The organism is Geothermobacter ehrlichii (genome assembly GCF_008124615.1).
Lineage (GTDB): Bacteria > Desulfobacterota > Desulfuromonadia > Desulfuromonadales > Geothermobacteraceae > Geothermobacter > Geothermobacter ehrlichii.
This window is the reverse complement of sequence record NZ_VNIB01000005.1, coordinates 1-25,657: the sequence shown is the minus strand read 5'-3', so window position 1 is coordinate 25,657 and position 25,657 is coordinate 1. Positions and strand designations below refer to the sequence as shown.

At 63.0% G+C, this 25,657-nt stretch carries 26 protein-coding genes and 1 tRNA gene; 10 read left to right on the top strand and 17 right to left on the bottom strand.

The genetic code is table 11. The features are described 5' to 3' along the window. Positions 1–120 precede the first annotated feature (120 nt). From EDC39_RS06650 to EDC39_RS06635, 4 genes are all read left to right on the top strand, one after another. A complete protein-coding gene (locus EDC39_RS06650) occupies positions 121–726 on the top strand; it encodes a flavodoxin family protein (RefSeq protein ID WP_148895608.1) in 606 nt (201 codons plus the stop codon). Positions 727–1,188: 462 nt separating this feature from the next. Then, positions 1,189–1,773 (top strand): hypothetical protein, encoded by a 585-nt coding sequence (locus tag EDC39_RS06645; protein WP_148895607.1) that lies wholly within the window; start codon positions 1,189–1,191, stop codon positions 1,771–1,773. Positions 1,774–1,884: 111 nt separating this feature from the next. Then, positions 1,885–3,213, top strand: coding sequence for an alkaline phosphatase (locus tag EDC39_RS06640; RefSeq protein WP_148895606.1), 1,329 nt, complete (start codon positions 1,885–1,887; stop codon positions 3,211–3,213). Positions 3,214–3,692: 479 nt separating this feature from the next. Next, the gene (locus EDC39_RS06635; protein ID WP_148895605.1) at positions 3,693–4,208 is read left to right on the top strand and encodes a peptidylprolyl isomerase; all 516 of its coding nucleotides are present in this window, start codon (positions 3,693–3,695) and stop codon (positions 4,206–4,208) included. A gap of 57 nt (positions 4,209–4,265) precedes the next feature. Here the strand turns inward: EDC39_RS06635 and EDC39_RS06630 are convergent, their stop codons facing one another. Further along, complete coding sequence (locus EDC39_RS06630) at positions 4,266–5,480, bottom strand: class I SAM-dependent rRNA methyltransferase (RefSeq protein WP_148895604.1); 1,215 nt, start codon at positions 5,478–5,480, stop codon at positions 4,266–4,268. Between the two features lie 92 nt (positions 5,481–5,572). Here EDC39_RS06630 and EDC39_RS06625 point away from each other — a divergent pair, with 92 nt between their 5' ends. Further along, entirely contained in the window at positions 5,573–6,208 is a 636-nt protein-coding gene (locus EDC39_RS06625) for a hypothetical protein (protein ID WP_148895603.1), read from the top strand. A gap of 169 nt (positions 6,209–6,377) precedes the next feature. Here EDC39_RS06625 and EDC39_RS06620 read toward each other — a convergent pair whose 3' ends face one another. Both EDC39_RS06620 and EDC39_RS06615 read right to left on the bottom strand, forming a co-directional pair. Beyond that, positions 6,378–7,364, bottom strand: a complete 987-nt coding sequence (locus tag EDC39_RS06620; protein ID WP_187426681.1) for a permease — start codon at positions 7,362–7,364, stop codon at positions 6,378–6,380. Then, complete coding sequence (locus EDC39_RS06615) at positions 7,340–7,570, bottom strand: hypothetical protein (protein ID WP_148895601.1); 231 nt, start codon at positions 7,568–7,570, stop codon at positions 7,340–7,342. The genes EDC39_RS06620 and EDC39_RS06615 overlap by 25 nt, the downstream gene beginning before the upstream one ends. 52 nt (positions 7,571–7,622) lie before the next feature. Between EDC39_RS06615 and EDC39_RS06610 the strand changes: the two genes are divergently transcribed. Then, positions 7,623–8,414, top strand: coding sequence for a class I SAM-dependent methyltransferase (locus tag EDC39_RS06610; protein ID WP_148895600.1), 792 nt, complete (start codon positions 7,623–7,625; stop codon positions 8,412–8,414). A gap of 170 nt (positions 8,415–8,584) precedes the next feature. Here the strand turns inward: EDC39_RS06610 and EDC39_RS06605 are convergent, their stop codons facing one another. Further along, positions 8,585–9,898, bottom strand: coding sequence for a citrate (Si)-synthase (locus EDC39_RS06605; protein WP_148895599.1), 1,314 nt, complete (start codon positions 9,896–9,898; stop codon positions 8,585–8,587). A 341-nt stretch (positions 9,899–10,239) separates the two neighbouring features. On the opposite strand from EDC39_RS06605, the gene dusB reads away from it, so the two are divergent. The 3 genes from dusB to ntrC are packed head-to-tail and all read left to right on the top strand — an operon-like array spanning position 10,240 to position 13,775. After that, entirely contained in the window at positions 10,240–11,241 is a 1,002-nt protein-coding gene (gene dusB, locus EDC39_RS06600) for a tRNA dihydrouridine synthase DusB (protein ID WP_148895598.1), read from the top strand. Beyond that, the gene (locus EDC39_RS06595; protein WP_148895597.1) at positions 11,231–12,340 is read left to right on the top strand and encodes a two-component system sensor histidine kinase NtrB; all 1,110 of its coding nucleotides are present in this window, start codon (positions 11,231–11,233) and stop codon (positions 12,338–12,340) included. The genes dusB and EDC39_RS06595 overlap by 11 nt, the downstream gene beginning before the upstream one ends. Before the next feature lie 4 nt (positions 12,341–12,344). Then, positions 12,345–13,775 carry a nitrogen regulation protein NR(I) gene (ntrC, locus tag EDC39_RS06590; RefSeq protein WP_148895775.1) on the top strand — a complete coding sequence of 477 codons (1,431 nt, stop codon included), beginning with the start codon at positions 12,345–12,347 and terminating at the stop codon, positions 13,773–13,775. 3 nt (positions 13,776–13,778) lie between these two features. Here the strand turns inward: ntrC and EDC39_RS06585 are convergent, their stop codons facing one another. Next, entirely contained in the window at positions 13,779–13,973 is a 195-nt protein-coding gene (locus EDC39_RS06585; RefSeq protein WP_148895596.1) for a GSU3473 family protein, read from the bottom strand. A gap of 156 nt (positions 13,974–14,129) precedes the next feature. On the opposite strand from EDC39_RS06585, the gene EDC39_RS06580 reads away from it, so the two are divergent. Further along, positions 14,130–14,642 (top strand): dihydrofolate reductase, encoded by a 513-nt coding sequence (locus EDC39_RS06580; protein ID WP_148895595.1) that lies wholly within the window; start codon positions 14,130–14,132, stop codon positions 14,640–14,642. On the opposite strand, the gene dnaB is transcribed toward EDC39_RS06580, so the two are convergent. The 12 genes from dnaB to ispE form a co-directional block, all read right to left on the bottom strand. Then, complete coding sequence (gene dnaB, locus EDC39_RS06575; protein ID WP_148895594.1) at positions 14,636–16,003, bottom strand: replicative DNA helicase; 1,368 nt, start codon at positions 16,001–16,003, stop codon at positions 14,636–14,638. The genes EDC39_RS06580 and dnaB overlap by 7 nt on opposite strands. A 63-nt stretch (positions 16,004–16,066) precedes the next feature. Beyond that, entirely contained in the window at positions 16,067–16,516 is a 450-nt protein-coding gene (rplI, locus tag EDC39_RS06570; protein WP_148895593.1) for a 50S ribosomal protein L9, read from the bottom strand. Positions 16,517–16,549: 33 nt separating this feature from the next. Next, entirely contained in the window at positions 16,550–17,482 is a 933-nt protein-coding gene (locus EDC39_RS06565; RefSeq protein WP_148895592.1) for a DUF2232 domain-containing protein, read from the bottom strand. Positions 17,483–17,511: 29 nt separating this feature from the next. Next, on the bottom strand, positions 17,512–17,775 hold the full coding sequence (gene rpsR / locus EDC39_RS06560; RefSeq protein WP_148895591.1) for a 30S ribosomal protein S18: 264 nt from the start codon (positions 17,773–17,775) through the stop codon (positions 17,512–17,514). 32 nt (positions 17,776–17,807) lie between these two features. After that, positions 17,808–18,185 (bottom strand): 30S ribosomal protein S6, encoded by a 378-nt coding sequence (gene rpsF / locus EDC39_RS06555; protein WP_148895590.1) that lies wholly within the window; start codon positions 18,183–18,185, stop codon positions 17,808–17,810. Positions 18,186–18,342: 157 nt separating this feature from the next. After that, the gene (gene ychF / locus EDC39_RS06550; RefSeq protein WP_148895589.1) at positions 18,343–19,437 is read right to left on the bottom strand and encodes a redox-regulated ATPase YchF; all 1,095 of its coding nucleotides are present in this window, start codon (positions 19,435–19,437) and stop codon (positions 18,343–18,345) included. A gap of 78 nt (positions 19,438–19,515) precedes the next feature. Beyond that, a complete protein-coding gene (locus EDC39_RS06545) occupies positions 19,516–21,525 on the bottom strand; it encodes a sodium-translocating pyrophosphatase (protein WP_148895588.1) in 2,010 nt (669 codons plus the stop codon). A 34-nt stretch (positions 21,526–21,559) separates the two neighbouring features. Beyond that, positions 21,560–22,135, bottom strand: coding sequence for an aminoacyl-tRNA hydrolase (gene pth / locus EDC39_RS06540; protein ID WP_148895587.1), 576 nt, complete (start codon positions 22,133–22,135; stop codon positions 21,560–21,562). 11 nt (positions 22,136–22,146) lie between these two features. Further along, the gene (locus tag EDC39_RS06535) at positions 22,147–22,770 is read right to left on the bottom strand and encodes a 50S ribosomal protein L25/general stress protein Ctc (protein ID WP_148895586.1); all 624 of its coding nucleotides are present in this window, start codon (positions 22,768–22,770) and stop codon (positions 22,147–22,149) included. Between the two features lie 39 nt (positions 22,771–22,809). Then, positions 22,810–23,754, bottom strand: a complete 945-nt coding sequence (locus EDC39_RS06530; RefSeq protein ID WP_148895585.1) for a ribose-phosphate pyrophosphokinase — start codon at positions 23,752–23,754, stop codon at positions 22,810–22,812. Between the two features lie 164 nt (positions 23,755–23,918). Next, positions 23,919–23,993, bottom strand: a tRNA-Gln gene (locus EDC39_RS06525). Between the two features lie 27 nt (positions 23,994–24,020). Then, positions 24,021–24,881, bottom strand: coding sequence for a 4-(cytidine 5'-diphospho)-2-C-methyl-D-erythritol kinase (gene ispE / locus EDC39_RS06520; protein WP_148895584.1), 861 nt, complete (start codon positions 24,879–24,881; stop codon positions 24,021–24,023). Positions 24,882–25,657 lie beyond the last annotated feature (776 nt).

Below are 25,657 nucleotides of genomic sequence, written 5' to 3'. Positions count from 1 at the left end.
CGCCTGTTTCGGGAATACCAGGAATTTCTCGGGGTCGACTTGTGCTTTTCAGGGCTTTGCAGAGGAGCTGGACCTGAACGCCCGGTGCTTGAGTAGTCTTCTCTGCCGCGGATGTATACCATGACGAAGAGCAAAACCGCCATCGCCATCGTCGGCAGCTACCGCAAGGGCGGAACGGTCGACGCCGCCGTCAGTGAAATCGTTAGCTCCCTGCAGCAACAAGGCATCGAAAGCGAAAAGATCTACCTGCAGGACTGCACCATCGCATTCTGCACCAACTGCCGCTCCTGCCTCCAGACACCGGGACCGTCCCGCGGCCGGTGCATCCACGAAGACGACATGGAAAACCTGCTGCAACGGATCGAGGCCGCCGATGTTCTGGTCATCGGCGCTCCCACCAACGCCGGCAGCGTCAACGCCCTGACGAGAAGGTTTCTCGAGCGGTGCGTCGGTTTCGCCTACTGGCCATGGGGTGCGCGTGCACCCGTCCTTCGCGTCAAAACCAGGCGCAAAGCGTCGATCCTGGTATCGGCCAGCGGCGCGCCGGCTCTGATCGGCAGGTATTTCAACGACACGATGAAGACCCTGCGAACGCTTTCGCGATACCTGGGCGCCCGACCGGTCGGCACGGTCTGGATCGGCGGTGTGACCGCTGAAAAATACAGGATATCGGTCAGGACGAGAAAAAGGATCCATCGCCTGACGCACAAGCTGGTTGAACATTGACCGGGAACTACCAGGGCAGTTTTCCTGTCGCGACATCTGACGGGAGACCGCTGTTGCTTTATTGCTTTAACCCGCTACACTCTAATCCATGCCCGGACAACCTCGCACGCAACATCCCCGACATGCCGGGCCCATCATTGTCGGCGGGATTGAGCGTCTTACCATCTTCCGCGACGATGACGAAACACAACCTTCCCGTTCGGCCCGGTAAACCGCCAGCCGAAACCGACACGGAATGTCGTTGTGAAAAGGTGGGCCATTTTCTGTGACCTGGCCGTCCGTTGACCCCGTCGCTCTTGCACAAGGGGCGGCCATCACCGGGGCATCGTCCCTTTTCGGTCTTCCGAAATGTTTGCCAAGGTGAGGAGATCGTTATTGCGAATCCGAACATCGCGGCAGGAGTTGAAGAGCTCTTGACAACGGCACCTCCTGCGCATGATCCAGCCCCAAAGGAGAGTCATCATGAAAAAGAAACTTCTGTACGCACTGGCAGGCATTCTACTTCTGAACATCATGGTCGTTCCCGGTTTTGCCCAAAACGGACACGGGCACCGGGGGCCGGGAATGGAGCATTCGATGATGTCCATGAAAATGAGGGGCGCTCAGGGCCCTTCTTGCATGGCAAACTCCACTTCACTTGCCGGCCGGCTCGACATGATGACCTGCATGCTCACTGGCAAAATGCCCATGCAGCCGGGCAAGATGCACACCATGATGAAAAGAGTGTTTTTTCTCGACCGAATCGAGGAACTCGGACTGCAGAAAGCCCAGGTTGAACGGCTGAAGGAAATTCAGGCTGCCTGCCGTCGTGACAACCTGCGAACCGCCGCCGAAGTGAAGATCGCCCGTCTTGAACTGGAAGATCTGCTTGAGGGGGACTGGACTCTGGATGCCGCGGAACAATTGATCCGCAAGATTTCGAAATTCGAAGGGGACATGAAAGTTCGCCACCTGGCGGCGGTCAGGGAAGCTTTTGCCGTGTTGACAGACGAGCAGACGAAAAAATTGTTCACTGAGGATTCGCCCGAATCTCTGTTCGACGAATAGGCCGCCGGCCGATACCGGCATGTTCACCCCGGAATTTCCGCCTGAGGATACGGACCCTCCCCTCTCTGCAGAAAAGTGTCCGCATGTACACAGTTTCGCTATCTTTCCCGTATGGCTGAAGAACCAATCAGAACCACTTCGCCGGCAAGTCCCACCCCGGGGCTCCGGCTTTTTTTTATCCTCCTGTGCGGGCTGCTCTTTTTCGTCTCCCCCGGGGCTGTCGCCAACGAACCTGCCCGGCCGAGAAACCTGATTCTGATGATCGGCGACGGCATGGGATTCGGCCACCTCGAAGCGGCCGGCTACTGGAGCCCGAAGGACGGCTTCAACCCGCCCTTCGCCTGCTTTTCCTTCGCGGCGGCCATGAGCACCTACCTGGCCGGAGGCTCCTACGACCCTGAACGCGTATCCCGAAATCCCGATTATCTGTTTGCCGGGGCCACCGACTCCGCCGCGGCTGCCACAACGCTGGCAACCGGCCACAAGACCGCGCGCGAGGTCATCGGCATGGCCCGAGACAATCACGGCCGGCTGGTGCCGGTGGAGAACCTGCTCGAAGCAGCCGAAAAGCTCGGCAAAGCGACCGGCGTGATCACTACGGTGCCGATCAGCCACGCCACTCCGGCCGGCTTCGTCGCCCACAATCCTTCGCGCAAAAATTACCCGGAAATCGCCCGCGAAATGCTGCTTGAAAGCCCCATCGATGTCGTCGCCGGGGCCGGTCATCCGGGTTACGATGATGACAGCCGACCGCGCACCCGGCCTGCCTACAACTATCTCTATGTCGGCGGCCGGAAGCTCTGGCAGAAGATTGTTGCGGGGCAAGCCGGAGGCGATGCCGATGGCGATGGTACGGCCGACCCCTGGACGCTGGTGGATCAGCGGACGGCCATCCAGCGGCTGGCGGACGGACCGACCCCGAAACGACTGCTGCTTCTGGCCCCGGTGGCCACAACCCTGCAGCAGAAACGCTCCGGCAATCCGCTGGCGAAGGCGGGGGAGATTCCATTCAACCCGGGAACGCCGACCCTGGCCGAACTGACCCGCGCAACCCTCAACGCCCTTGACGACGACCCCGACGGCCTGGTCCTGATGATCGAAGGCGGCGCCATCGACTGGGCCGGCCATGCCAATCAGTCGGGGCGGATGCGCGAGGAACTGGACGACTTCGCCGCCAGCGTTGCCGTGGTCAGCGACTGGGTCGAACGGCACGGCGGCTGGAAACAGACTCTGCTGATCGTCACCGCCGATCATGAAACCGGCGGACTTGAAGACGGACACTGGCGAACAACCCGACACAGCAACAGCCTGGTCCCGCTGTTGGCGCGCGGCATCGGCGTTACCGACCTGAAATCACTGGCCGACAAACAGGATCCGGTCCACGGCCCCTACCTCGACAACGCCGAACTCGGCCGCTGGCTGCTGGCTGGTCAGCACTGACAGTGCCTTGCGCTATCATTAAAAAGAGGGGCTTGACAACGCGACGTGAGCGAGACCCGAGTCTTGCCCGAAACCGTGGGTTCATGCCGATAGCGTGTTTAAGCTGTCAGATCTTGGCGGGACCTGAAATCTCCCCACCCGACATCGGCAAATGGAGTCCATACCCAGGTCCTCAACCGAAAACATGGTCGCATCGGCCACATCGTTCAGGAGCGTTTCAAGGATCGTGGCCGAAATGAATAGTCGTCTGCTCAAGCTGCGCCGCCAGATGACCAGCCGGGTGAGCATCTGGGCTGCAACACATTTCGCCCAGGCCGAACAAGGTCGACCATTGCCCTGTTTTTCTGTCTACGCTCTTGACCCCGCGCCCCGCCGACGCCTAAACTGACCACGGAACAATCGCCGGTTCGTTCACCGGCCCAACCCGACCTCCGCCACTTTCGGCGGGGGTTTCTTTTACTGCAGAAGGAGAGTCAACGATGACCGACAAGAACCCGCAGGTCCGCCTGCGCACCTCGAAAGGGGACATCACCCTCGAACTCGACGCCGCCAGGGCGCCGGAAACCGTCGCCAACTTTCTCGCCTACGTCGATGACGGCTTCTACGTCGGCACCATTTTCCACCGGGTGATCGACGGCTTCATGATCCAGGGTGGCGGCCTGGACGCCGAACTGCACCCCAAGACGGCCGGCCGGCCGCCCATCCGCAACGAGGCGGACAACGGGCTGAGCAACGCCCGCGGCACCATCGCCATGGCCCGCACCTCGGATCCGCACAGCGCCACCAGCCAGTTCTTCATCAATGTCAGCGACAACGATTTGCTCGACCACAGCGGCAAGAATCCCCAGGGCTGGGGCTATTGCGTCTTCGGCCGGGTGGTCGAAGGGATGGAGACGGTCGACGCCATCCGGCAGGTCGCCACGGGCACCCGCGGCATGTACCAGGACGTGCCGAAAGAGACCATCATGATCGAGGGGGCAGAGCGCCTCAACTGACCGGGAAATCCCGACCGCACACCGACGGCGCGGCATGGTTTCGGACATCCGCGCCGGTCAGTCCTCCGGCTCCAGCCTGAGCTGGACGCACTTCAGATAACGCCCCTCCGGAAAACCGACGGCGAAAGGAAAATCCGGACCCTGCCCCCAGGTGCCCAGCACCTGCAGGGTCCGGCCGCTGTGGGCGGCGCCCCGCCGCAGCTCCTTCAGATACTCGGCCCAGTCGACCTTCTGGTGATTGGAACAGGCGAAGATGATTCCACCCGGCCGCACCACCGGCAGCAGCGCCGCCACCAGCTCGGAGGTGCCGCGCCGGGTGGTGAACCGGCCCCGACCGACGGTCGAGAAACTGGGGGGATCGACGAAGACCAGATCAAAAACGCGCCCCTGCTGCGCCAGTCGCCCGAGCACCTGAAAACAGTCGCCGCGCACCAGCTCGCTGCGCTGTTGCGGCAGACCGTTGGCCTCGACATGGCGCCGGCACCAGTTGAGGTAGCTGCGCGAGGCGTCGACGCTGGTCACGCTGGCGGCGCCGCCGGCCAGCGCCGCGACGCTGAAGGCACCGGTGAAGCAGAAAAGGTTGAGCACCGCCCTGTCCCGGCTGGCCTGCTGGAACCGCCGGCGGTTGTCGCGCTGGTCGAGAAAGAGTCCGGTGTGCAGACCCTCGTTGAGCCGCACCAGGAAGGTAAGGCCGTTCTCCCGTACCGGCAGCAGTTCGGGCGCCGGCTCGCCCGCCACCAGCCGCACCAGATCGCCATCCCCGCCTTTGGCCGCCAGCTCGCGCGTCTGCTGCGGCCGGAACTTGAGATAGAGCCCCCGCGGGCGCAGTTCCTGGCCGATCGCCGCCGCCAGCGTGTCGAGATGCGGTTGCCAGGCCGGGGTGTAGAACTGCAGCATCAGCCAGTCGCCGTAGCGATCGAGGGTCAGCCCCGGCAGTCCGTCCCCCTCGCCGTTGACCAGCCGCATCGCCTCGGTCCGGCCGGACGGAATGCATGCGCGGCGCAGCTCTACCGCCCGGCGCAGCCGGCGGCGAAACCACTCCCGGTCGATGTTCGCCGGCTGCCGGTCGAGACAGCGGGCGACAATTCTGGCTCCCGGCTCGGCCAGGGCCGTGGCGAGAAACTCTCCCCGCGGCGACTCCAGTCCGACCACCTGCCCCATACCGAGGCTCTTCGGCCAGCGGGCGGTGTCCCGGTCGGCGATCACCCACGGATGCCCCGTCGACAACTGGCGCGCCGTCTCGGCGCCCACCTTCAGCCGTTTCATGGCCATGGCGAAAACACTCCCTGAATTTACCCCCGCCGAAAAGAATGCTAGATTGGTCGCCGCCGGCATCGATGCCGGCACGACAGGGGATTGCAAAAATGACCAATACCGCCAGGACCGCAGCCGAACACCACATCGAAACCATCATGCGCCAGCTCGATCCCGACTCGCCGCGCTACCGGGTTCTGCTGTCGGCCAGGGACTTCAAGTCGTCCTGGGTCAGCCTCGGCGAACAGCTGCAGCGGGTCCTTCAGCAGAAACTCTTTTCAGACTGGGGTTATGCCACCTTTGAGGAGTATTGTCGACAGGAAATCCGCATCCGCACCCAGACGGCGATGAAGCTGACCCGGGCCTACCATTTTCTCGAACGGGAGGAGCCGCGGCTGGTCGCCGAGCGGGACAGCCTGCGGCCACTGCCGGATTTCCGCGCCGTCGACCTGCTGCGCCAGGCCAGGGAAGAACAGGACGCCGACGAGGAGGACTACCGACAATTGCGCCAGGCCGTGCTCGACGAGGGAAAGTCGCTGGCCACGGTGCGGCGACAGTTTCGCGCCCTGGCCGACGCGACGCAGGATGATGACGAACGGCGACAGCAGAAGCTGAAGACCACCCTGGCGGCGGCCCGCCGGCTGGCGACCCTGCTGGAGGAGCTCCCAGAGACCCGGCCGGAACACCGTGACGCCCTGCGGCAGCTGACGGCGGAGCTGGCCGGTCGGCTCGACGAGCGGGACTGAAGCGCCCCCTAGCCTTTGTCCCCCCCCCAACAGGGTGTTGAAAAACGTCGTGAGAGCAGGCGAGACTAGGCGAGGCTGAAAAAGCGCAGTTTACAATATCGGTAAATGAGCATTTTGAAGCTGTTTTCAACGCCGCATCGCCATCCAGCAACAGTTTTTCAGCCCCCTGCTACCCTCCCAGCCAGCGCCAGGCAAAGGCCAGCGTCAACGTGCCGCTGATGCACAGCGCCAGGTAGAGGAAGAAGACCCGCTTCTTGAACATGCTGAGAAAAATCCCCATCACCGGCAGGGCGGTCACCGGTCCGCCGACCAGCATGGCGATGCCGGGCCCGTTGGCGAGGGGGATGGTCTGCCCCGGATCGGGCAGGAAAAAGCCGAAGATCATCGAGGCGGCGGTCACCTGCGGCAGATGCAGGGGGATAGTGGCGAAGGTGATGGCCAGTATCGGCATCACGCCCTCCCCGGCCAGCAGGGCGGTCAGCCACTGGTTGGGAATGAAGAATTCCGCCAGCACCTCGATCACCATGCCGATCAGGGCGAAGCGGCCGATCTTCAGGCTCCCCTCCCAGAAGCGCGCCAGAAAGACCAGAAACTTGTTGTGGGTGCAGCGGTTGACCCGGTGCGAGAGCTGCTTGCCACATTCGCAGCGCAGCTCTTCAACCGGGTAGTCTGGATCGTGAAAGTCCCCTTGCGGCAGCGCCTTGCGGAAAAGTTCGTCCTCCCGGAACCCCCGGTCGCGCAGCAGGTGGGTGACCAGGCCGGCGAACAGGCCGAGCAGCACGGCGCAGACGGTCACCGTGCTGGCCCAGCCGATGCCGAGCATGCCCGACAGCATGGAATAGGAGGCCGGACTCATCAGCGGCGAGGTCACCAGCAGCGACATGGCCGGCGCCAGTGGCAGCCCCGCCAGCATCAGGGAAATGACCAGCGGCAGCGTGGCGCAGGCGCAGAGCGGACTGATCACCCCGAGCAGGGTGGCGACGACAATCGACCAGGTTCCGAACCGGGTCAGGGCGTGCCGGATCTTGACATGCCAGCGAAAGGTGCGGATGACGGCTTCCAGCAGCACGCCGGCCGCCAGATAGGGCAGGATGTAGAGAAACTCCTTGACCAGCTCGCGTCCGAGTTCGATCAGGGTAGGGGCGACAGATTCCACCAGACAGCATCCTCCGGGTTAGCTTTTTGTCGAATCGGGCAACAGGGCGGCAGCTTTTCGCCGCCAACAGCCCCGCCGGCGGCCGGAAACACCCGCCATGGGCCAAACCTGCTGTGACACAGCAAATCGCGTTCCCAATCCGCCAGCCCAAAACAGATCATCCGCAAAAGCGCCGATCGCCGACCGTTTTCGTCAGCAATTTTCATCCATTTTCCTGCACAAATGCTATAATGTGGGGAAAATTTCGTGGAGTGACCCATGGCAAAGGATTTCAAGACCCGGGTGCGCGAGCAGTTCTCCCGCACAGCCGAGGGCTACATCAGGGGCAAAGGCTTCGCCGGCGGCGCCGACCTCGAGGCGGCGCTGGAACTGATGAAGCCGACCCAGGACGACACCCTGCTCGACATCGCCTGCGGCGGCGGGCACACTGCTCTTTTCTTCGCTCCGCACGTCAGGTCGGTGGTCGCCTCCGACCTGACCATGCAGATGCTGAAAAAGGCCCAGGAATACCTGAGCGAGGAAGGCGGCGTCGACAACGTCACCTTCCGCGAGGCCGACGCCGAGGATCTGCCCTTTCCGGCCGGCTCATTCACCGCCCTGACCTGCCGCATCGCCCCGCACCATTTCACCGACGTACCAAGGGCGCTGCGCGAATTTCACCGGGTGCTGCGTCGGCACGTCGGCCGCATGGTGATCATCGACACCCTGCTGCCGGAAGACCCGGAAATCGCCGAATTCTACCAGACCTTCGAACAGATGCGCGACCCGACCCACGTGCGGGCCTACACCGAGCAGGAATGGATAACCATGGTGGAAGAAGCCCTGTTCAAGGTCGAAAAAACCCTGATCTTTCCCAAAACCCACGATTTCCAGGAATGGGCCCGGCGGGCGGGGCTCGACGCCGCCGGCGTAAAGAAACTGAACCAGTTCTTCATCGACGCTCCCGCGAAGATGCACGACTACTTCCAGATCGAGACCTTCGCCGGCGAGGTCGAAGCCTACACCGACCGCAAGATCCTCATCTACGCCACCCGCATCGACAAGAAGTAGGAAATATCGGGTGCCGGGTGCTAGACTCCAGGCGCCTGCCGCCTGACGCCCAATCCCAAAACAAGCGAAGAGGGGCGCAACGCGAAAGCCGGAGCAAAAGGACCGCCCCCCGAAAAAAAAAGAGGGATGCCCGAAGGCATCCCTCTTCACATTCGCCATCTCGCATCGGCTTACTTGATGCCGGCAGCCTCTTCCAACATGGCAGTGGTAACCGACTTGGGACGCTCGATGGGATAACCGAGAGCGCGATCCCAGGTGATGTTGGCCAGGCAGCCGAGAGCGCGGCCGACACCGAACAGAACGGTGTAGAAGTCGTACTCGGTGACGCCGTAGTACCACTGGATGACACCGGACTGGGCGTCGACGTTCGGCCAGGGATTCTTGGCCTTGCCGTGCTCCTGCAGCACGCCCGGAGCCACTTCGTAGATCATGCTGACCAGCTTGAACAGCGGGTAGTCCTTCAGCCCTTCGGTCTTCAGGCAGAACTCGCGCTGAGCGGTGTAGCGCGGGTCGGTCTTGCGCAGAACGGCGTGACCGTAGCCGGGAATGACCTGGCCGCTGTTGAGGGTATCCCACAGGGCCTGCTCCAGCCGCTCCTTGGTCGGAACCTCGCCGCCGAGCTTGGCCATGAAATTCTGGGTCCAGGCGAGCACTTCCTGGTTGGCCAGACCGTGCAGCGGACCGGCCAGGCCGTTGATGCCGGCGCTGTAGGCATAGTAGGCGTCGGACAGGGCCGATGCGACCAGGTGGGTGGTGTGGGCCGAGACGTTGCCCGACTCGTGGTCGGAGTGCAGGATGAAGTACATGCGGGCGACGTCGTCGTAAGGTTTGTCGACGCCCATCATGCGGGCGAAGTTGCCGCCCATGTCGAGATTCGGATCGGCCTCGATGTGGGTGTCGCCCTTGTACTTCATGCGGTAGATGTAGGCGGCGATCGGACCGAGTTTCGCCATCAGGTTGGTGGCGTCCTCGTACATGTCCTCCCAGCAGGTCATCTTGTTGAACTTGCCTTCGCGGTAGTTCTTGGCGAAGACCGAGTCGCGCTGCATGGCAAGGATGGCCGAGGAGAACATGGTCATCGGATGCGAGTCACGCGGCATGGCGCGCAGCACGTCGATGACGTAGGCCGGAATCTGCGACCGGGACTTCCAGTCCTCGACCACTTCCAGGGTCTGCTCCATGGTCGGCACTTCGCCGGTCATCAGGAAGTACCAGAAGCCCTCGACATAGGGATAGTCGGAACCCGGAACCTTGGGCAGGGCCTCGAAGGTCTCCGGAATGGTCTTGCCGCGGAACCGGATTCCCTCGTAGGGATCGAGGTAGGAGATGTCGGTGACCAGGCACTTGACACCGCGGGCGCCGCCGATGGCCTGGGAGATGGTCACCTCGCCGAGGCTGACGTCGCCATGCTCCTTGAGCAGACGGACGGTACGCGGACGATGCTCCTCGATCTTCTGACGCAGGACTTCTTTCAGTGTGGACATAACTCTCTCTCCTTTACAGAATGTGAAGCTTGCGGGACGAGCCCGCCCAATATGAATACTGCCCCTTTAGCTGGGTGCCGGCCCCCGGCTGTCTCTCTCCGGCGGGAAATCCGGCGCGAACAAAGCTGTCAATGATAACAGAAACCCGAGCAAGGCGGGCCTGCGGGAGCAGGCGTGGATGGCAAACCTTGTCTGGTCGCAAATTCCAAATATCGTTTTATCAACCTCCCCCCCGCCTTGTCAAGCAAATTTGTATACAGTATCCCAGTCTCCGCGCGGTGGCGGCGGACCGTTTTGCCCGTTGCCTGAAAACCGTCTCCGTGCTAGCATGCCTAAAAATTATGCAGAACACACATCCTGTCAGAATCGCCGGCCTGGAGCTGGAGTGCCCTGTCTTTCTCGCCCCGATGGCGGGGATCACCAGCCTCCCCTACCGGCTCGTCATGAAAGAACACGGCGCCGCCCTGGTCTTCACCGAGATGGTCAGCTGCAACGGCCTGGTCAGGGACGGCCGCAAGACCCTGGAGCTGGTCCGCTCCTGCCCCGCCGAAAGGCCCCTCGGCATCCAGGTCTTCGGCGGCGATCCGGAGATCGTCGCCGAGGGGGTGCGTCGGCTGGGCGACGCCGGTGACCTGATCGACCTCAACCTGGGCTGCCCGGTCAGCAAGGTGGTGCGGGGCGAAGCGGGCAGCGCCCTGCTGCGGCACCCGCGCAGAATCGCCACCATCGTGCGGGCCATGCGCCGGGCGACCGACAAACCGCTGACGGTCAAGATCCGCTCCGGCTGGGACAGCTCGAACCTCAACTTCGTCGAGATCGGCCGCATCGCCGAGTCCGAAGGCGCCGACGCCGTCACCCTGCACCCCCGAACCCGCGCCCAGGGGTTCGGCGGCCGGGCCGACTGGTCGCAGATCGGCGAGCTGAAGAGCCGGCTGCGCATCCCGGTCATCGGCAGCGGCGACATCGTCACCGCCGAAGACGGTGTTCGTATGCTGCGCGAAACCGGTTGCGACGCGATCATGATCGGCCGCGGCAGCCACGGCAATCCCTGGCTGATCAGCAACATCCGCCGCAGGTTGTGCGGCCTGCCGGAACGGCAGCCGACCGCCGGTGAACGGCTGGACGTCGTCCTTCGTCACCTCGCCCGCCACCGGGAATGCTTCGGCGACAGGAAAACACTGTTTGAGATGCGCAAGCATCTCTGCTGGTATTCGCGCGGCATGGCGGACGCGGCCACCTTTCGCAGCCGGGTCAACCGCACCGGCAGCCTGGACGAACTGGAACAGCTGGTCCGCGACTTCTTCGCCGGCCGGCCGCAACCGGGGACGGCCAATGGAAGCTGACCTGCACCTGCGCATTGTTGAAAGTGTCGACCTGGCGGTGATCGTTCTCGACCGCGATGGCCGGATCGTGCTCTTCAATCCGGCGGCGCAGAACATCACCGGTATCTCCGACCGGCAGGCGACGGGCCGCCACTACCGCCACCTCTTTCCGCACTCCAAAGGCCTCGACCAGCTGATCGGCGAGGTCATGCAACAGGGACGCTCGATCTCCAGTCCGGAAAGGATGCTCCTGCGGCCGCTCTCCGGCCGCGAACTGCAGGTCAGCGTCGCCGCCTCCCCCCTCTTCCGCCAGGATGGCAGCCAGGAAGGGGTGGTGGTTCTGTTGCGCGACCTGCAACGCCTGCAGGGGCTGGAAGAGACGGAGAAGACGTCCGACCGCATGGCCGCCATCGGTACCCTGGCGGCCGGTCTGGCGCACGAGATCAAGAACCCGCTGGGCGGCATCAAGGGCGCGGCCCAGCTGCTGGCCAAGGAGCTGGCCGACAGGGAAGAACTGGCGGAGTACACGGGCATCATGCTCCGCGAAGTCGACCGGGTCAACGGCATCATCGAAGAGCTGATGAACCTGACCCGACCGCGCAAGATGCGCTGGGGGGCGACCGACCTGACCCGGCTGCTCAACGACATCACCCTGCTGCAGCGCCAGGCCCACCACGGCGACGCCATCGACTTTCAGCTGTTGCTCGACCCGAGCATTCCTCCCATTCTCGGGGACGAGGCGCTGCTGCACCGGCTCTTTCTCAACCTGGTCAAGAACGCCGCCGAAGCGCTCGAAGGAAGTGGCCGGGTGACCGTCACATCGCGCATCAGCCCCGACATGCGCCTCAACAGGCCCGGGCACCGGCCGGTGCCCTTCGTTGAGGTCGCGGTCAGCGACAACGGTCCCGGCATCGCCGAGGAACACCTGGCCAAGATCTTCACCCCCTTCTTTTCCACCAAGGAGAAGGGAAGCGGCCTCGGCCTGGCCATCTGCCAGCGCATCGTCGCCGAACACCAGGGGATGCTGAAAGTGACCAGCCGGGTCGGAGAGGGGACCCGGTTCCAGGTCATGCTCCCCTTCATCCGCCCCGATGAAACCGCCGAAGCGAGAAGAGACTGACACCATGGCCATCCGCAGAATCCTCATTGCCGACGACGAGGACTCGATCCGCTGGGTGCTGGAACGCTCCCTTTCACGCCAGGGATACGAGGTCGCAACCGCCAGCGACGGCAGGCAGGCGCTGGAGCTGTTCCGCCACCACCAGTTCGACATGGCCATCCTCGACATCCGGATGCCGGGCATCGACGGCCTCGAACTGCTGGAGCGCTTTCTCGCCGAACGTCCCGACCTGCTGGTCATCATCATGACCGCCGAAACCTCGATGAAGAACGCCATCGAGGCGATGAAGAAGGGCGCCTACGACTACCTGCCCAAGCCCTTCGACCTCGACGAGGTCGACGCGCTGATCCTCAAGGCGAGCAAGGCCAACCAGGTGCGGGAGCAGGTCTGCCTGCTCAAGGAAGAACTGCGCGAACACTACCAGCTTGACCGCAACATCATAGGCAACAGCCCCCCCATGCAGAAGCTGTTCAAGATCCTGGGGCGGGTGGCGCCGTCGGACGCGACGGTGCTGATCACCGGCGAATCGGGCACGGGCAAGGAGCTGGTCGCCCGCGCCATCCACTTCAACAGCCCCCGGCTGGGCAAGCCCTTCATCGCCATCAACTGCGCCGCCATCCCGCGGGAGCTGCTCGAAAGCGAGCTGTTCGGCCACGAAAAGGGGGCCTTTACCGGCGCCAGCGAACGCAAGGCGGGCAAGTTCGAACAGGCCCATGGCGGCACCCTCTTTCTCGACGAGATCGGCGACATGCCTCTGGAGCTGCAGGCCAAGCTGCTGCGGGTGCTGCAGGAGAAGGAGATCACCCGCACCGGCGGCAGCCGGACCATCGCCGTCGACGTGCGCATCATCGCCGCCACCAACCAGAACCTGCAGGAGAAGGTACGCGAAAAGAGCTTCCGGGAAGACCTCTTCTACCGACTGAACGTGGTGCCGGTGGCCTTGCCGCCCCTGCGCGAAAGGCGGGAGGACATCCCGCTGCTGGTCGACTTCTTTCTCGAAAAGGCGCGCGAAGAACTGCAGGTCGACACCCGCAGCTGCAGCAAGGAGGCGATCGGGCTTTTGCAGCGGCACGACTGGCCGGGCAACGTGCGCGAGCTGGAAAACGCCATCATGCGCGCCGCCCTGCTGTCGCCGGACCCGGTGCTGTCGCCGGCCGACTTTCCGGACCTGCAGGGGGGCGCCGAGCGGCGGGAGGAATCCCTCGAAGACCTGATCGGCAGCAAGTTGCGCCAGTCCCTCGATCCGGTCAACATCTTCGAGCTCGACAACCTCTACGAGCTGGTGCTGCACCAGATGGAACGGCCGCTGCTGCGGATCGTGCTGGAGAAGACCCGCGGCAACCAGGTCAAGGCGGCGGAGATCCTCGGCATCAACCGCAACACCCTGCGCAAGAAGCTCCAGGTGCTGGGACTGAAGGCAGGACGGGGCTCCTGAGAGCTACTGCAGGGAGGAGCGCCGCTCGGGGATGCTGAACATCTGCCGGCCGCGCCGGCGGACGGGATCGGTCTCGATGTCGACCCAGCCGTCTGAACGGCGAAAGCGGGCGATCTTCTTCTCTTCGATCAACCGATCGAGCAGCGGGGCCTTGACCATGTCGTGACGCCCATCCTGATAGACCACCGGAATCATCATGGCGCCAACTCCTGTAGGCGATGGCGATCGCGGTGCAAGGAGGGTTGCGCGATAAGCCGCTTCGCACGAGGGTTGAAAGACTGACCGGAGGAGACTGGTTTCCCGCGTGGCCCTCCGGCCACGGACACTGCCACCTACATCTTCATTCTATCGCCCATGACCGAGAAAACAACCACCGCCGCGACCGGCCCCACTCTGGTCGTTGCCATGACCCGAGCCGGCGTCATCGGAGCTGCGGGACGCCTGCCCTGGTCCCTGCCCGAAGACCTGCGCCTGTTCCGGCAACTGACCTGGGGCGGCGTCGTCATCATGGGACGCAAGACCTTCGCGTCGCTGCCGGGGCCGTTGCCGGGACGAATCAATCTCGTGGTCAGCATGAGCCTGCCACCCACCGCGGGCATCGATGTCTTCCCCACCCTGGACGCCGCTTTGCTGCGGGCCGCCGCCCTCAAACGCCCCGCTTTTGTCATCGGCGGCGTCCGCCTGTACGCGGAAGCCCTTCCCCGGTGCGAGCGGATGGTCATCAGCTGGGTCGAAGAGGATGTCGAAGGGGATGTCGTTTTTCCCGAAGTGAACTGGGAGCAGTGGCGCCGGCGGGAATCGACCCGGCACGCAGGATTCGTCAGGGAGGTCTACGAAAAGATCGCCGGCCAGCGGCGGCCTCAGTAGCCCTCCTGCCGTTTTGCCTGGTTTTCGAAACGGGTGTACATGCCGCGGAAGGTGAGGTTGACGGTGCCGATGGGCCCGTTACGCTGCTTGCCGATGATGATCTCGGCGTCCATCTCGTGGCCCTTGTCGCAGGTCTTCTCCCGGTTGCGGCAGGCCTCGCAGTAGACCGCCTCACGATAGACGAACATGATGACGTCGGCGTCCTGCTCGATGGCGCCTGATTCGCGCAGGTCGGCCATGATCGGCCGCTTGTCGGTGCGGTTTTCCAGCGAGCGGTTCAGCTGCGACAGGGCAACCACCGGCACGTTCAGTTCCTTGGCCAGGGCTTTGAGCGAACGGGAAATCTCGGAGATTTCCTGCTGCCGGCTTTCGGCGTTGTGCCCCTGCATCAGCTGCAGGTAGTCGACCACCACCAGTCCCAGCCCCTGATCCGATTTCAGGCGACGCGCCTTGGAGCGCAGCTCAAGAACGCTGATCCCCGGCGTGTCGTCGATGAAGATCGGCGCTTCGGCCAACTTGCCGGCCCCGGTGGTCAGCTTCGGCCAGTCGTCCTCGTGCAGATGACCGGTGCGCATGCGGCTGGCGTCGACCCGCGAGATGGAGCAGAGCATGCGCTGCACCAGCTGCTCCTTGCCCATCTCCAGCGAGAAGATGACCGTCGGCACCTTCTCCTTGTTGTGCACCGCGGCGTTTTCCACCAGATTGAGACAGAAGGCGGTCTTGCCCATCGACGGACGGCCGGCGACGATGACCAGATCACCCGGCTGCAGGCCGGCTGTCATCTGGTCGAGGTCGGTAAAGCCGGTGGGCACGCCGGTCACCGTCTCCTTGCGGTTGTAAAGCTCTTCGATCGCCTTGAAGGTGTCCTTGAGAATTTCCCGGGTTGAATAGTACGAGGGCCGGGTCTTCATGCCGGTGATGTCGAAAATCGACTTTTCGGCCCAGTCGAGAATCTCTTCGACGTCGCCGCCCTCAAAGCCCCGGGTGGCGATCTCGGTGGCGGTCGAGATCAGCCGCCGGGAGATCGCCTTCTCCTTGACCAGCTTGCTGTAGTAGACGATGTTGGCGGCGGTCGGAACGTAATCGACCAGCGATGCAAGGTAGGGCGCGCCCCCTACGGCCTCGATTTCGCCGCGGGACTCCAGCTCGGCGCTCAGGGTCACCATGTCGGCCGGCTCGCCGCGTTCGGACAGGGCAACGATGGCGGAGAAGATTTTCCGGTGGGATTCCTTGTAAAAATCGTCGGGAGTGAGAATTTCCAGAACCTGGTTCAGTGCCTGGTTGTCGAGCAGAATCCCGCCCAGAACGGACATTTCACCTTCGAGACTCTGCGGCGGCAGACGGATATCGCGATCGGACATCACAACCCGGACAAGAATAATGGGGCCGGGACCGATGGCCCCGACCCGCGGCAGGCAGTTGTTTTACTCGGCTTCGGCGACGACGGTCAGCTTGATGGTCGCGGTCACGCCGGCGTCGAGCTTGACAGGAATCTCGTACTCGCCCAGGTTCTTGATCGGCTCGTCGATCTGGATCTTGCGGCGGTCGATCTCTATGCCGGCCTCGGCCAGCTTGGCGCCAATTTCCATGGCGGTGACGGCGCCGTAGAGCTTGCCCTCTTCACCCGCCTTGTGCGCGACCTGCAGCGGCTGGGCCTCGATCTTGCCCTTGAGCACCTCGGCGGCCTGCACCACACGCTGGAACTTGCGCTCGGCCTGGCGCTTCTGGTGTTCGAATTCCTTGATGTTGCGGCTGTTGGCGATAACGGCCAGCCCCTTGGGAACCAGGTAGTTCCGGGCGTATCCGGGCTTGACCTTCACCAGGTCGCCGATATTGCCGAGCCCTTCGACATTTTCTGTGAGAATGATTTCCATCGCTCTCCTCCACGGTGAGTCAATTTATGTTTCCTACTGTTTGTTCCGCTTCAGACGCGGCTGGCGAAAATCGACCCAGAGATCGAACACGCCGATGCCGGTCACGATGACGGGCAACGGGTTGATCACAGCGATCAGCACGTAGCCGGCGCCGCGCATGACCGGCGGCACCCCCTTGCGGGCGAAAAACCAGGTGACGATGGCCATTCCCTGCAGAAAGTAGGCCGGCAGAATGACCAGCAGCAGGTTCAGACCGACGATGCGCAGCACCCCGTCACCCAGGGCACCGGCGAAACCGGCAGCGATCAGGGGCCAGATCAGCAGTTCATGCGTCTTCCAGCGGCGAAACTCGCTGCCCGCCAGATGAAACCGTCCGTGGGCCAGACGATTGAGAAAAAGCACCTGCACGGCCATCAGAATCTCGACCACCAGAACCGACCAGCCGGGAAAGGTCACCCGGAGAAAGTCTCCCATGCCGGTGACCACCCTCCGGTATTCGGCCAGCTGATCCGCCGTCAGGTTGCCGGCCTCCCCCATTTTCAGGGCGGTATCGATTTCGCTCTGCAGATAACCGTTGACGGTTTCGATCATCCCCACGCCGGAGCGGGAAGCGTAAATCCAGAGCCCGGCGAAACCGACCGCGAACACCAGCAGGGTGCCGACGGCAATGGCCCGGTCCCAAGGCACCGAGCGGCGCAGCAGCCCGGCCAGAATCAGGGCCGGAGCAGCGAACTGGATGGCAAAGACCGCCATCGCCCACGGACCGCCGGTCGCCCAGGCAACCACGAAGGCGATGAAGGCCGCCAGCCCACCCGCAGGCATGCCGCCGAGCATGGCGACGTAGGCCAGGGGGACGGGCACCAGCAGGTTGACCAGCACCCCGGCCATGCCGAGAAAACCGGCCAGAAGCTGCAACCCGAGGCTGACGGCGGCGCCGAACAGGGACAATCGTACGAGTGCAAGCATGGACCGATCCCTGCCCCCCGGGCCAGGGTCTATTCGGGCACCTGGCTGGCGGTAAAGGGCAGCAGGGCGATGTTGCGCGCCCGCTTGATCGCTTCGGTCAGCTTGCGCTGATGGGTGGCGCAGTTGCCGGAAATCCGCCGCGGAACGATCTTGCCCCGCTCGGACAGGAAATATTTCAGGGTATCGACCTGTTTGTAGTCAATCACCAGGGTCTTGTCGGCACAGAATCGGCAGCCCTTGCGCCGGCCGTAGCGACGCCGCGGATTTCCTCCAGATTGTCTCGGATTCGCCATCGTTTCTATCTCCTCTTCTTTTCGGTTCGGATTCAGGCTTCGGTCTGCTCGGCGGCCTCTTCGCCGGGCGCTTCCACACCGGCCCCGGCTTCGGCTGCAGGCTGTTCTTCCGGCACGCTGAAGTCGTCATCGAGCAGGACGGTCTGGAACTTGAGCACCGCATCCTCGATGCGCAGGCGCCGTTCGAACTCAGCGATCGAACCCGGATCGACCTTGTAGATGAAAAGATAGTAGATGCCGCGAGCGTGCTTTTTGACCAGATAGGCCAGCTTGCGCACGCCCCACTCCTCGACCTTGAGGATTTCGGCGTTGACCTTACCGAGAAACTCCTTGAGCCTCTCGACCTCGGCAGCCAGTTCCTCTCCCGCCAGCTCGGGATTGAGGATGACCATGGTTTCGTAGTTTCGCATGTGAGAATTCCTCCTCGTGAGTTGTGTCCTGAACCCCCGGCTCAGGTGTCAGCCCCGGACCGTCCGGAGCAAGGAGCTTGCGTCGGCCCTTCCGACGCAAAAGAAGGTTTATTTACCACGATTGCCCGGTAAAGGCAACAGCTTGCAACAACAGACCTCAGACGTTGAACCTGAAATGCATGACATCGCCGTCAGCGACCACATAATCCTTGCCTTCGAGGCGCATCAGGCCCTTTTCCCGGGCGCCGGCCTCGCCGCCGGCGCGGATGAAATCGTCATAGGCAATCACCTCGGCGCGGATGAACCCCTTTTCGAAATCGGTGTGGATGACTCCGGCGGCCTGCGGCGCCTTGCAGCCGGCGGGGACAGTCCAGGCCCGCACCTCCTTGACGCCGGCGGTAAAATAGGTCAGCAACCCCAGCAGCCGGTAACCGGCCTGAATCATCCGATCGAGACCGGACGACTCCAGCCCGAGATCGCGCAGAAACTCCTCCTTCTCGGTGCCGTCGAGCTCGGCGATCTCTGCCTCGATACTGCCGCAGATGACCACCACCTCGGCGTTCTCCTGCCGTGCCTGACTGCGCAGCTTCTCCACGAGCACATTGCCATCGGGAAGATCGTCCTCGCCGACGTTGGCCACATAGAGGACCGGCTTGGCGGTAATGAGACAGAGCTCCTTAAGTCGCGCCGCATCCTCCGGTTCGAGGCCGGCGGCGCGGGCCGGCCGTCCGTCGTTGAGCACCGCCTCGACCCGGCGCAGCACCTCGAGTTCGCGCTGCATCTCCTTGTCGCCACTGCGGGCCTGCTTGTCGATGCGGGCGATCCGCTTTTCGACCGTCGCCAGGTCGGCGAGATTGAGCTCGGTCTGGATGACCTCGACATCGCGCAAGGGATCGACGGCGCCGTCGACATGGACGACGTTCTCGTCCTCGAAACAGCGAACGACGTGGGCCACGGCGTCAACCTGCCGGATATGACCGAGAAACTGGTTGCCGAGTCCCTCTCCCTTGCTCGCTCCGCGGACCAGGCCGGCGATGTCGACGAACTCGATCGTGGTCGGCAGTACCTGCTGCGGCCGGACGATCTCGGCAAGGGCCTGCAGCCGCGGGTCGGGGACAGCCACCACGCCCACATTCGGCTCGATGGTGCAGAAGGGATAGTTGGCCGACTCGGCGCCAGCCGAGGTCAGCGCATTGAAGATGGTCGACTTGCCGACATTGGGCAGACCGACAATACCGCACTTGAAACCCATGTATTAATCCTGTGCAAAAGACGATAGCCGGGGACCGCGCCCCGGCTATCGGATGTTTCGATGTCTGTCGCCGCCCCCCTAGGCAAGCAGGGGAGCAATAACCAGGGAGACAACGCTCATCAGCTTGATGAGGATGTTCATCGCCGGGCCGGAAGTGTCCTTGAAGGGGTCGCCGACGGTGTCGCCGATAACGGCGGCGGCGTGGGCCTCGCCCCCCTTCTTCTCACCGTCGAGTTCACCCTTTTCGATGTATTTCTTGGCGTTGTCCCAGGCGCCGCCGCTGTTCGCCATCATCAGGGCGAGCAGCACGCCGGCGAGGGTGGCGCCGGCCAGCATGCCGCCGAGGGCCTCCCTGCCAAGAACGAAGCCGACCGCAACCGGAGCGATAACGGCGACGACGCCGGGAAGCACCATCTCCTTCAGCGCGGCCTGGGCCGAGATGTCGACGCACTTTTCCGACTCCGGCTTGACGCCGGGCTTGCCCTCGAGCAGGCCGGGAATCTCCCGGAACTGGCGACGGATTTCGTCGACCATCTTGCCGGCGGCGCGGCCGACCGAGGTCATGGTCAGGGCGCCGATGAAGAACGGCAGGGTGCCACCAATCAGCAGGCCGATGACCACCAGGGGATCGGTCAGATTGATCGCCTTCAGACCGACGGTAGTGGCATAGGCGGAGAACAGGGCCAGGGCGGTCAGCGCCGCCGAACCGATGGCGAAGCCCTTGCCGATGGCGGCGGTGGTGTTGCCGATGGCGTCGAGGCTGTCGGTGATCTTGCGCACCTCGGGGCCGAGTCCGGCCATTTCCGAGATGCCGCCAGCGTTGTCGGCGATGGGACCGTAGGCGTCGACGGTCATGGTCACGCCGACGGTCGCCAGCATGCCGACGGCGGCGATGCCGATGCCATAGAGTCCGGCGAAATAGTTGGCGACGAAGATGCCGACACAGATGAAAAGTACCGGCAGGGCGCAGGATTCGAGCCCCACGGCCAGACCGTGGATGATGTTGGTCGCCGGTCCGGTCTTGCTGGCATTGGCGATGCGGGCGACGGGCGAGCCGGCGGTGTAGTACTCGGTGACCTGGCCGATAGCGATGCCGGCCAGAGTGCCGGCGAGGATGGCCCAGAAGACGCCGAACGCGATGCCAAGAGCATTGATGAGAACGATCGCCGCGACCAGGAATCCTCCGGCGGCGACAAAGGTGGTGTAGTGCAGCGCCTTGGCAGGATCCATGTTCTTGAGCACTTTCATCGAGGCGATGCCGATGAGCGAGAAGATCAGGCCGACCATGGCCAAAGCCAGCGGCAGCAGCATGGCCGCATTCTGGATCTGCAGCCCACCGAGCTTGAGCAGCAGCTGATCGCTGGCGGCAGCGGCAATGGCGATGGTGGCGATGATGGAGCCGACATAGGACTCGAAGATGTCGGCGCCCATGCCGGCGGTGTCGCCGACGCAGTCACCGACGTTGTCAGCAATGACGCCCGGGTTGCGCGGGTCGTCTTCCGGAATGCCAGCCTCGACCTTGCCGACCAGGTCGGCGCCGACATCGGCGGCCTTGGTGTAGATGCCACCGCCGACACGGGCGAACAGGGCGATGGAGGAAGCCCCCATGGCGAAGCCGTTGATGTACTGGGCGGTGCTCGGATCACCGAAGGCGATGAAGGCGACACCGACGCCGACCAGGCCGAGCGAGGCCACCGCGAGCCCCATGACGGCGCCGCCGTTGAAGGAGACCAGCAGCGCCTTGGCCTGTCCTTCGGTACGGGCGGCCTCGGAAGTGCGGACATTGGCCCGGGTGGCCGCCTTCATGCCGATGAAACCGCAGGTCATCGAGCAGATGGCGCCGCCAAGAAAGGTGAAGGCGGTCTGGAAATTCATCCCCATGGCGATCAGGCCGAAGACCAGGATGATGAAAACCGCCAGCACCCGGTATTCGCGACCGAGAAAGGCCATGGCCCCGGCGTGGATGGCCTCAGAGATTTCCTTCATCGTCTCGTTGCCGACCGGCTGCGCCTTGACCAGATTGTACAGGACAATGGCGATGGCAAAACCGATCACCCCGAGGATGGGAGCAAAGATCTGCAGTTCCATTGGCTTTTTCCCTCTCTGTTTTTTGGATTTAGAATCAGTCCGTAAGAACCTGATTATTGAACTTGTTCATGGCGGCCTGCAGACCGCCGGTCACAAACAGCTCGACCGCCTCGGCGGCTCGGTCGACCAGCTCCTCGAGCCGGCGGGCCTGGTCCCTACCGAAGGGGCGCAGCACATAGTCGACGACTTCCTGCCCGGCCGGCGGTCGGCCGATGCCGAGCTTGCAACGAGCGAAATCGCCGTGTCCCAACACCTGGATGATGTGCCGCAGGCCGTTGTGACCGCCATGACCGCCTCCGGCCCGAAAGCGGATGCGGCCGTAGTCGAGATCGAGATCGTCATGAATGACAAGCAGATCTCCCGGCGCGATGCCGAGGGACCGAACGGCGGAACCAACGCTGGCGCCGCTGTGATTCATGAATGTCTGGGGCAACAGCACCGTGACCTGTTCGTTGCCGACCCGACCGACGCCATGGATACCCTGGTGTCCGCGCCGCTTCAGTGACAAGCCGTTGCGAGCCGCCAGACGCTCGGCCACCATGAAGCCGATATTGTGCCTGGTCAACCGGTAACGTTCGCCGGGATTGCCAAGTCCGACAATCAGCTTCACGACAACTCAGCTCAGCCTTCGGACGACTCTGCGCCCTCTGCGCCCTCTTCGCCTTCGGCACCCTCACCGGCTTCCGGCTTGTGGCCGGTGCAGGTAATCACGGTGAAGTTGACATCATAGGGGATCTCGACCCCCGCCGGCGGCTGGATATCGGCAACATGCAGAACATCGCCGATGTTCAGCGCCGCAACATCGACCTCGATGGCCGAGGGGATGTCGGTCGGCAGACAGAGCACTTCCAGCTCGTGGCGGATGACCTCCAGGTTGCCGCCCAGCTTCTCCCCTTCAGACTTGCCGACAGGATGCACCGGCACCATGACGCTGACCTTGGCGCTCAGGTCGATGGCCTGAAAATCGACATGCAGCACTTCGCGGCGCAGCGGGTCGATCTGCATATCCTTGACGATCACCTGCTTGCCGTCGAAGGGACCGTCGCCCTTGAGAGTGATCAGGGTGTTCCAGCCGGCCTCGTCATCCAGGGCCTTGTCCAGCGCCCGGGGATCGACGGTGATGGCACAGGGCTCCATCCCCTTGCCGTAGACCACGGCCGGGACGAGTTTTTCCCTGCGAACCGCGCGGGCTCCACCCTTGCCGGTCCTGGTCCGTGCGGTGACATTCAATTCTGCTTGAGCCATATCGGTATCCTCCAGTGACTTACCGTTTGTTGACCTGTTTCAGACAAAAAGCGAACTGACCGATTCATCGCCATGGATGCGCCGGATCGCCTCCGCCAGCAGCTCGGCAACGGAGAGAATCCGCAACCGGTCGCACTGCTCCAGCTTGTCCTCAATGGGAATGGTGTTGGTCACCCAGACCTCTTCCAGGCAACTGCCGTTGATGCGGTCGAGGGCCGGCCCGGAGAGCACGGGATGGGTGGCGCTGGCGTAGATCTTGTCCGCCCCTTTCTCCTTCAGCGCCTGGGCCGCCTGACAGAGGGTGCCGGCGGTATCGATCATGTCGTCGACAATCAGACAGACCTTCCCCTCGACATCGCCGATAATATGCATGACTTCGGAGACGTTCGGGCCGCTGCGCCGCTTGTCGATGATCGCCAGGCCGGCATCGAGACGCTTGGCGAAGGCACGTGCCCGCTCCGTCCCGCCGGCATCCGGCGATACGACAACCAGCTCCTGGTCGCCGAACCGGTCCTTGATCGCCGACAGAATGACCGGCGCGGCATAGAGATGATCGACCGGTACATTGAAAAAGCCCTGAATCTGCCCGGCATGCAGATCCATGGTCACCAGTCGGCTGACGCCGGCCACCGAGATCAGGTCGGCCACCAGCTTGCTGGTAATGGGAGTACGGGGCGCGACCTTGCGGTCCTGCCGGGCATAACCGAAGTAAGGAACGACGGCCGTGATACTGGCGGCAGATGCCCGCTTCAGGGCGTCGGTCATCACCAGCATCTCCATCAGATTGTTGTTCGACGGCTTGCAGGTCGACTGAATGATATAGACATCGCAGCCGCGGACATTCTCGCCGATCTCGACCATGATTTCGCCATCGGAAAAGGTACGGACGCTCGCCTTGCCGAGCGGCACCGACAGGGTGGCACAGATTTCGCGGGCCAGGTCGATATTGGAGTTGCCGGTGAAGATCTTCAGCTTTTCAATCATTTTACCACCCATCCACAGCATCCCGTAAAAAACGACAAGGCCATGGAAGCGCCATGACCTGCTCGGTTAGCGACGTAATAAGGTCGTATATCGAAAACATGAAATCGCGGCCGACGCCCGTTCCAACCCGCCGAAACCGACACCCGTCCGCTTTTTTTGAACAATGGCTGGGGCGCCAGGATTCGAACCTGGGAATGCCGGAATCAAAATCCGGTGCCTTACCGCTTGGCGACGCCCCATCACAGTCTGCAGCCCGATGCAGCATATCAGCAAGGTCTGGCGACAAAGACCTGCCAGTCACTTTCGCCATCAAGCCGTTCACCGGCCTGCCGCACCTGACCTTCATCCGAAAAGACCCCGAAAACAGTCGCCCCGCTGCCGGACATCAGCACCCCTGCCGCACCGAGATCCAGCAGAGCTTCCCTCGCCTTTGCCACCTGCGGATAGCGGGAGCAGGTCACCGCCTCCAAATCGTTGCGCAGAAGGCGCACCAAAGCATCTGTCGTCCGGGGAAACTCGCGCAGTTTAGCCGCCTGCCGGGGGGCTGTCAACCCCAAATTTCCAAAGACCCAGGCGGTCGAAACGGCCACCCCCGGGTTGACGAGAAGATACCAGACTTCGGGGAGTCCGCCGACCGGCTCGAGCACCTCGCCAACCCCCCGGGCGCGGGCCGCCGGCACGTCGAGCAAAAAGAACGGAATGTCGGCTCCAAGCCGCACGCCATGCCGGATGAGAACCTCCTTGGCCAGCCGCAGCCCGAGTCGTTCGTTGAGCGCCAGCATAACGGCGGCGGCATCGGACGAACCGCCCCCAAGACCGCCTGCCGCCGGAATCCGCTTGCGAATCGCAATCCGGCATCCCGCCCGCTCCTTCCCGGCCAGCCCGAACATCAGCCTGGCGGCGCGGGCCGCCAGGTTGTCGCCGCCGGGCGGCAGTTCGAGCCCCGGACAGTCGACCCGTATCTCGCCGCTGTCGTCGAGGCGAATCTCCAGCTCGTCGCACAGATCGATCCGCTGCATCAGCATGTCCAGCTCGTGATAGCCGTCGTCCCGCCGACGCAAAACATGCAGCCAGAGATTGATCTTCGCCGGTGCCAGCACCCTGTCGACCTGACTTTCGCTATCCATAAGTGAAGCCAACCTTCCTCGAAACCGAATTCGCGTACCGGCAGCCGACGCCCGGCACCAGAGAGACAGAGCCCACGTTAAACCATCGACCGGCCGGTTTCAACCCGCTGCCGCCTGCGGGCGGACAATTTCAGCCACCCACCGGACCGGTGTGGCCAATTTCAGCCACTTCAGGACCAGCCGGACAGTAACACGGAAAATAAAATCAGATTTGACGGCGCACCGCAGCCAGACCCGCTTTCGCCATCGGGTGAAACCGCGAGAGACTCCCCTCTATTATTTATGTATTTTCGCTGACTTAACAGACAAAACAACCATCCTTCCCGGCCGGCCATTCCAACCATCCGACACAGATGGAGACGAACTTGTGGCAGGTTTTACAGCCAGAATATAAAAAAATTTTATTTCCGCCGACCAAACCGCCTTTTCAGGCCGTTTCGCCCGTCCGGCAACAGTTTCGCCTGCCTTGGCAGCTGGCGAACTGGCATTCAAATTGCTCAATTAAGTGCGCGCCGGCGTCAATCGGCCAACTAAAAAGTTTAGGATTAATGGTGCAAGTCAACACCAGCCGGCGTTCGTTCAACAGGTGTTTTGTTGCCATGAGGGCAACACCTTCATTCCAACCCATTTACTTATTTCAAAAGAGGAGAGGAAAGACATGAAAAGCAAGCTGTTGTTCGTCACCCTGTTTGCCGCCCTGGCCCTGGTGGTCACCTCGACCGTCTCCATGGCAGCTCCCATCGTCATCAAGTTCTCGCACGTCGTCGCCGAGAACA

What these genes read in the sequence shown, in the direction of transcription:
- ntrC (WP_148895775.1), top strand. Translation starts at nt 12,345, where the DNA reads ATGGCCATCCGCAGAATCCTCATTGCCGACGACGAGGACTCGATCCGC.
- EDC39_RS06530 (WP_148895585.1), bottom strand. Translation starts at nt 23,754, where the DNA reads ATGATTGAAAAGCTGAAGATCTTCACCGGCAACTCCAATATCGACCTG.
- ychF (WP_148895589.1), bottom strand. Translation starts at nt 19,437, where the DNA reads ATGGGTTTCAAGTGCGGTATTGTCGGTCTGCCCAATGTCGGCAAGTCG.
- EDC39_RS06610 (WP_148895600.1), top strand. Translation starts at nt 7,623, where the DNA reads ATGGCAAAGGATTTCAAGACCCGGGTGCGCGAGCAGTTCTCCCGCACA.
- rplI (WP_148895593.1), bottom strand. Translation starts at nt 16,516, where the DNA reads ATGGAAATCATTCTCACAGAAAATGTCGAAGGGCTCGGCAATATCGGC.
- dusB (WP_148895598.1), top strand. Translation starts at nt 10,240, where the DNA reads ATGCAGAACACACATCCTGTCAGAATCGCCGGCCTGGAGCTGGAGTGC.
- EDC39_RS06645 (WP_148895607.1), top strand. Translation starts at nt 1,189, where the DNA reads ATGAAAAAGAAACTTCTGTACGCACTGGCAGGCATTCTACTTCTGAAC.
- ispE (WP_148895584.1), bottom strand. Translation starts at nt 24,881, where the DNA reads ATGGATAGCGAAAGTCAGGTCGACAGGGTGCTGGCACCGGCGAAGATC.
- EDC39_RS06605 (WP_148895599.1), bottom strand. Translation starts at nt 9,898, where the DNA reads ATGTCCACACTGAAAGAAGTCCTGCGTCAGAAGATCGAGGAGCATCGT.
- EDC39_RS06565 (WP_148895592.1), bottom strand. Translation starts at nt 17,482, where the DNA reads ATGCTTGCACTCGTACGATTGTCCCTGTTCGGCGCCGCCGTCAGCCTC.
- EDC39_RS06595 (WP_148895597.1), top strand. Translation starts at nt 11,231, where the DNA reads ATGGAAGCTGACCTGCACCTGCGCATTGTTGAAAGTGTCGACCTGGCG.
- EDC39_RS06635 (WP_148895605.1), top strand. Translation starts at nt 3,693, where the DNA reads ATGACCGACAAGAACCCGCAGGTCCGCCTGCGCACCTCGAAAGGGGAC.
- EDC39_RS06585 (WP_148895596.1), bottom strand. Translation starts at nt 13,973, where the DNA reads ATGATGATTCCGGTGGTCTATCAGGATGGGCGTCACGACATGGTCAAG.
- EDC39_RS06630 (WP_148895604.1), bottom strand. Translation starts at nt 5,480, where the DNA reads ATGGCCATGAAACGGCTGAAGGTGGGCGCCGAGACGGCGCGCCAGTTG.
- EDC39_RS06580 (WP_148895595.1), top strand. Translation starts at nt 14,130, where the DNA reads ATGACCGAGAAAACAACCACCGCCGCGACCGGCCCCACTCTGGTCGTT.
- EDC39_RS06650 (WP_148895608.1), top strand. Translation starts at nt 121, where the DNA reads ATGACGAAGAGCAAAACCGCCATCGCCATCGTCGGCAGCTACCGCAAG.
- EDC39_RS06535 (WP_148895586.1), bottom strand. Translation starts at nt 22,770, where the DNA reads ATGGCTCAAGCAGAATTGAATGTCACCGCACGGACCAGGACCGGCAAG.
- EDC39_RS06615 (WP_148895601.1), bottom strand. Translation starts at nt 7,570, where the DNA reads ATGAAAATTGCTGACGAAAACGGTCGGCGATCGGCGCTTTTGCGGATG.
- rpsF (WP_148895590.1), bottom strand. Translation starts at nt 18,185, where the DNA reads ATGCGAAACTACGAAACCATGGTCATCCTCAATCCCGAGCTGGCGGGA.
- EDC39_RS06545 (WP_148895588.1), bottom strand. Translation starts at nt 21,525, where the DNA reads ATGGAACTGCAGATCTTTGCTCCCATCCTCGGGGTGATCGGTTTTGCC.
- rpsR (WP_148895591.1), bottom strand. Translation starts at nt 17,775, where the DNA reads ATGGCGAATCCGAGACAATCTGGAGGAAATCCGCGGCGTCGCTACGGC.
- EDC39_RS06640 (WP_148895606.1), top strand. Translation starts at nt 1,885, where the DNA reads ATGGCTGAAGAACCAATCAGAACCACTTCGCCGGCAAGTCCCACCCCG.
- EDC39_RS06625 (WP_148895603.1), top strand. Translation starts at nt 5,573, where the DNA reads ATGACCAATACCGCCAGGACCGCAGCCGAACACCACATCGAAACCATC.
- dnaB (WP_148895594.1), bottom strand. Translation starts at nt 16,003, where the DNA reads ATGTCCGATCGCGATATCCGTCTGCCGCCGCAGAGTCTCGAAGGTGAA.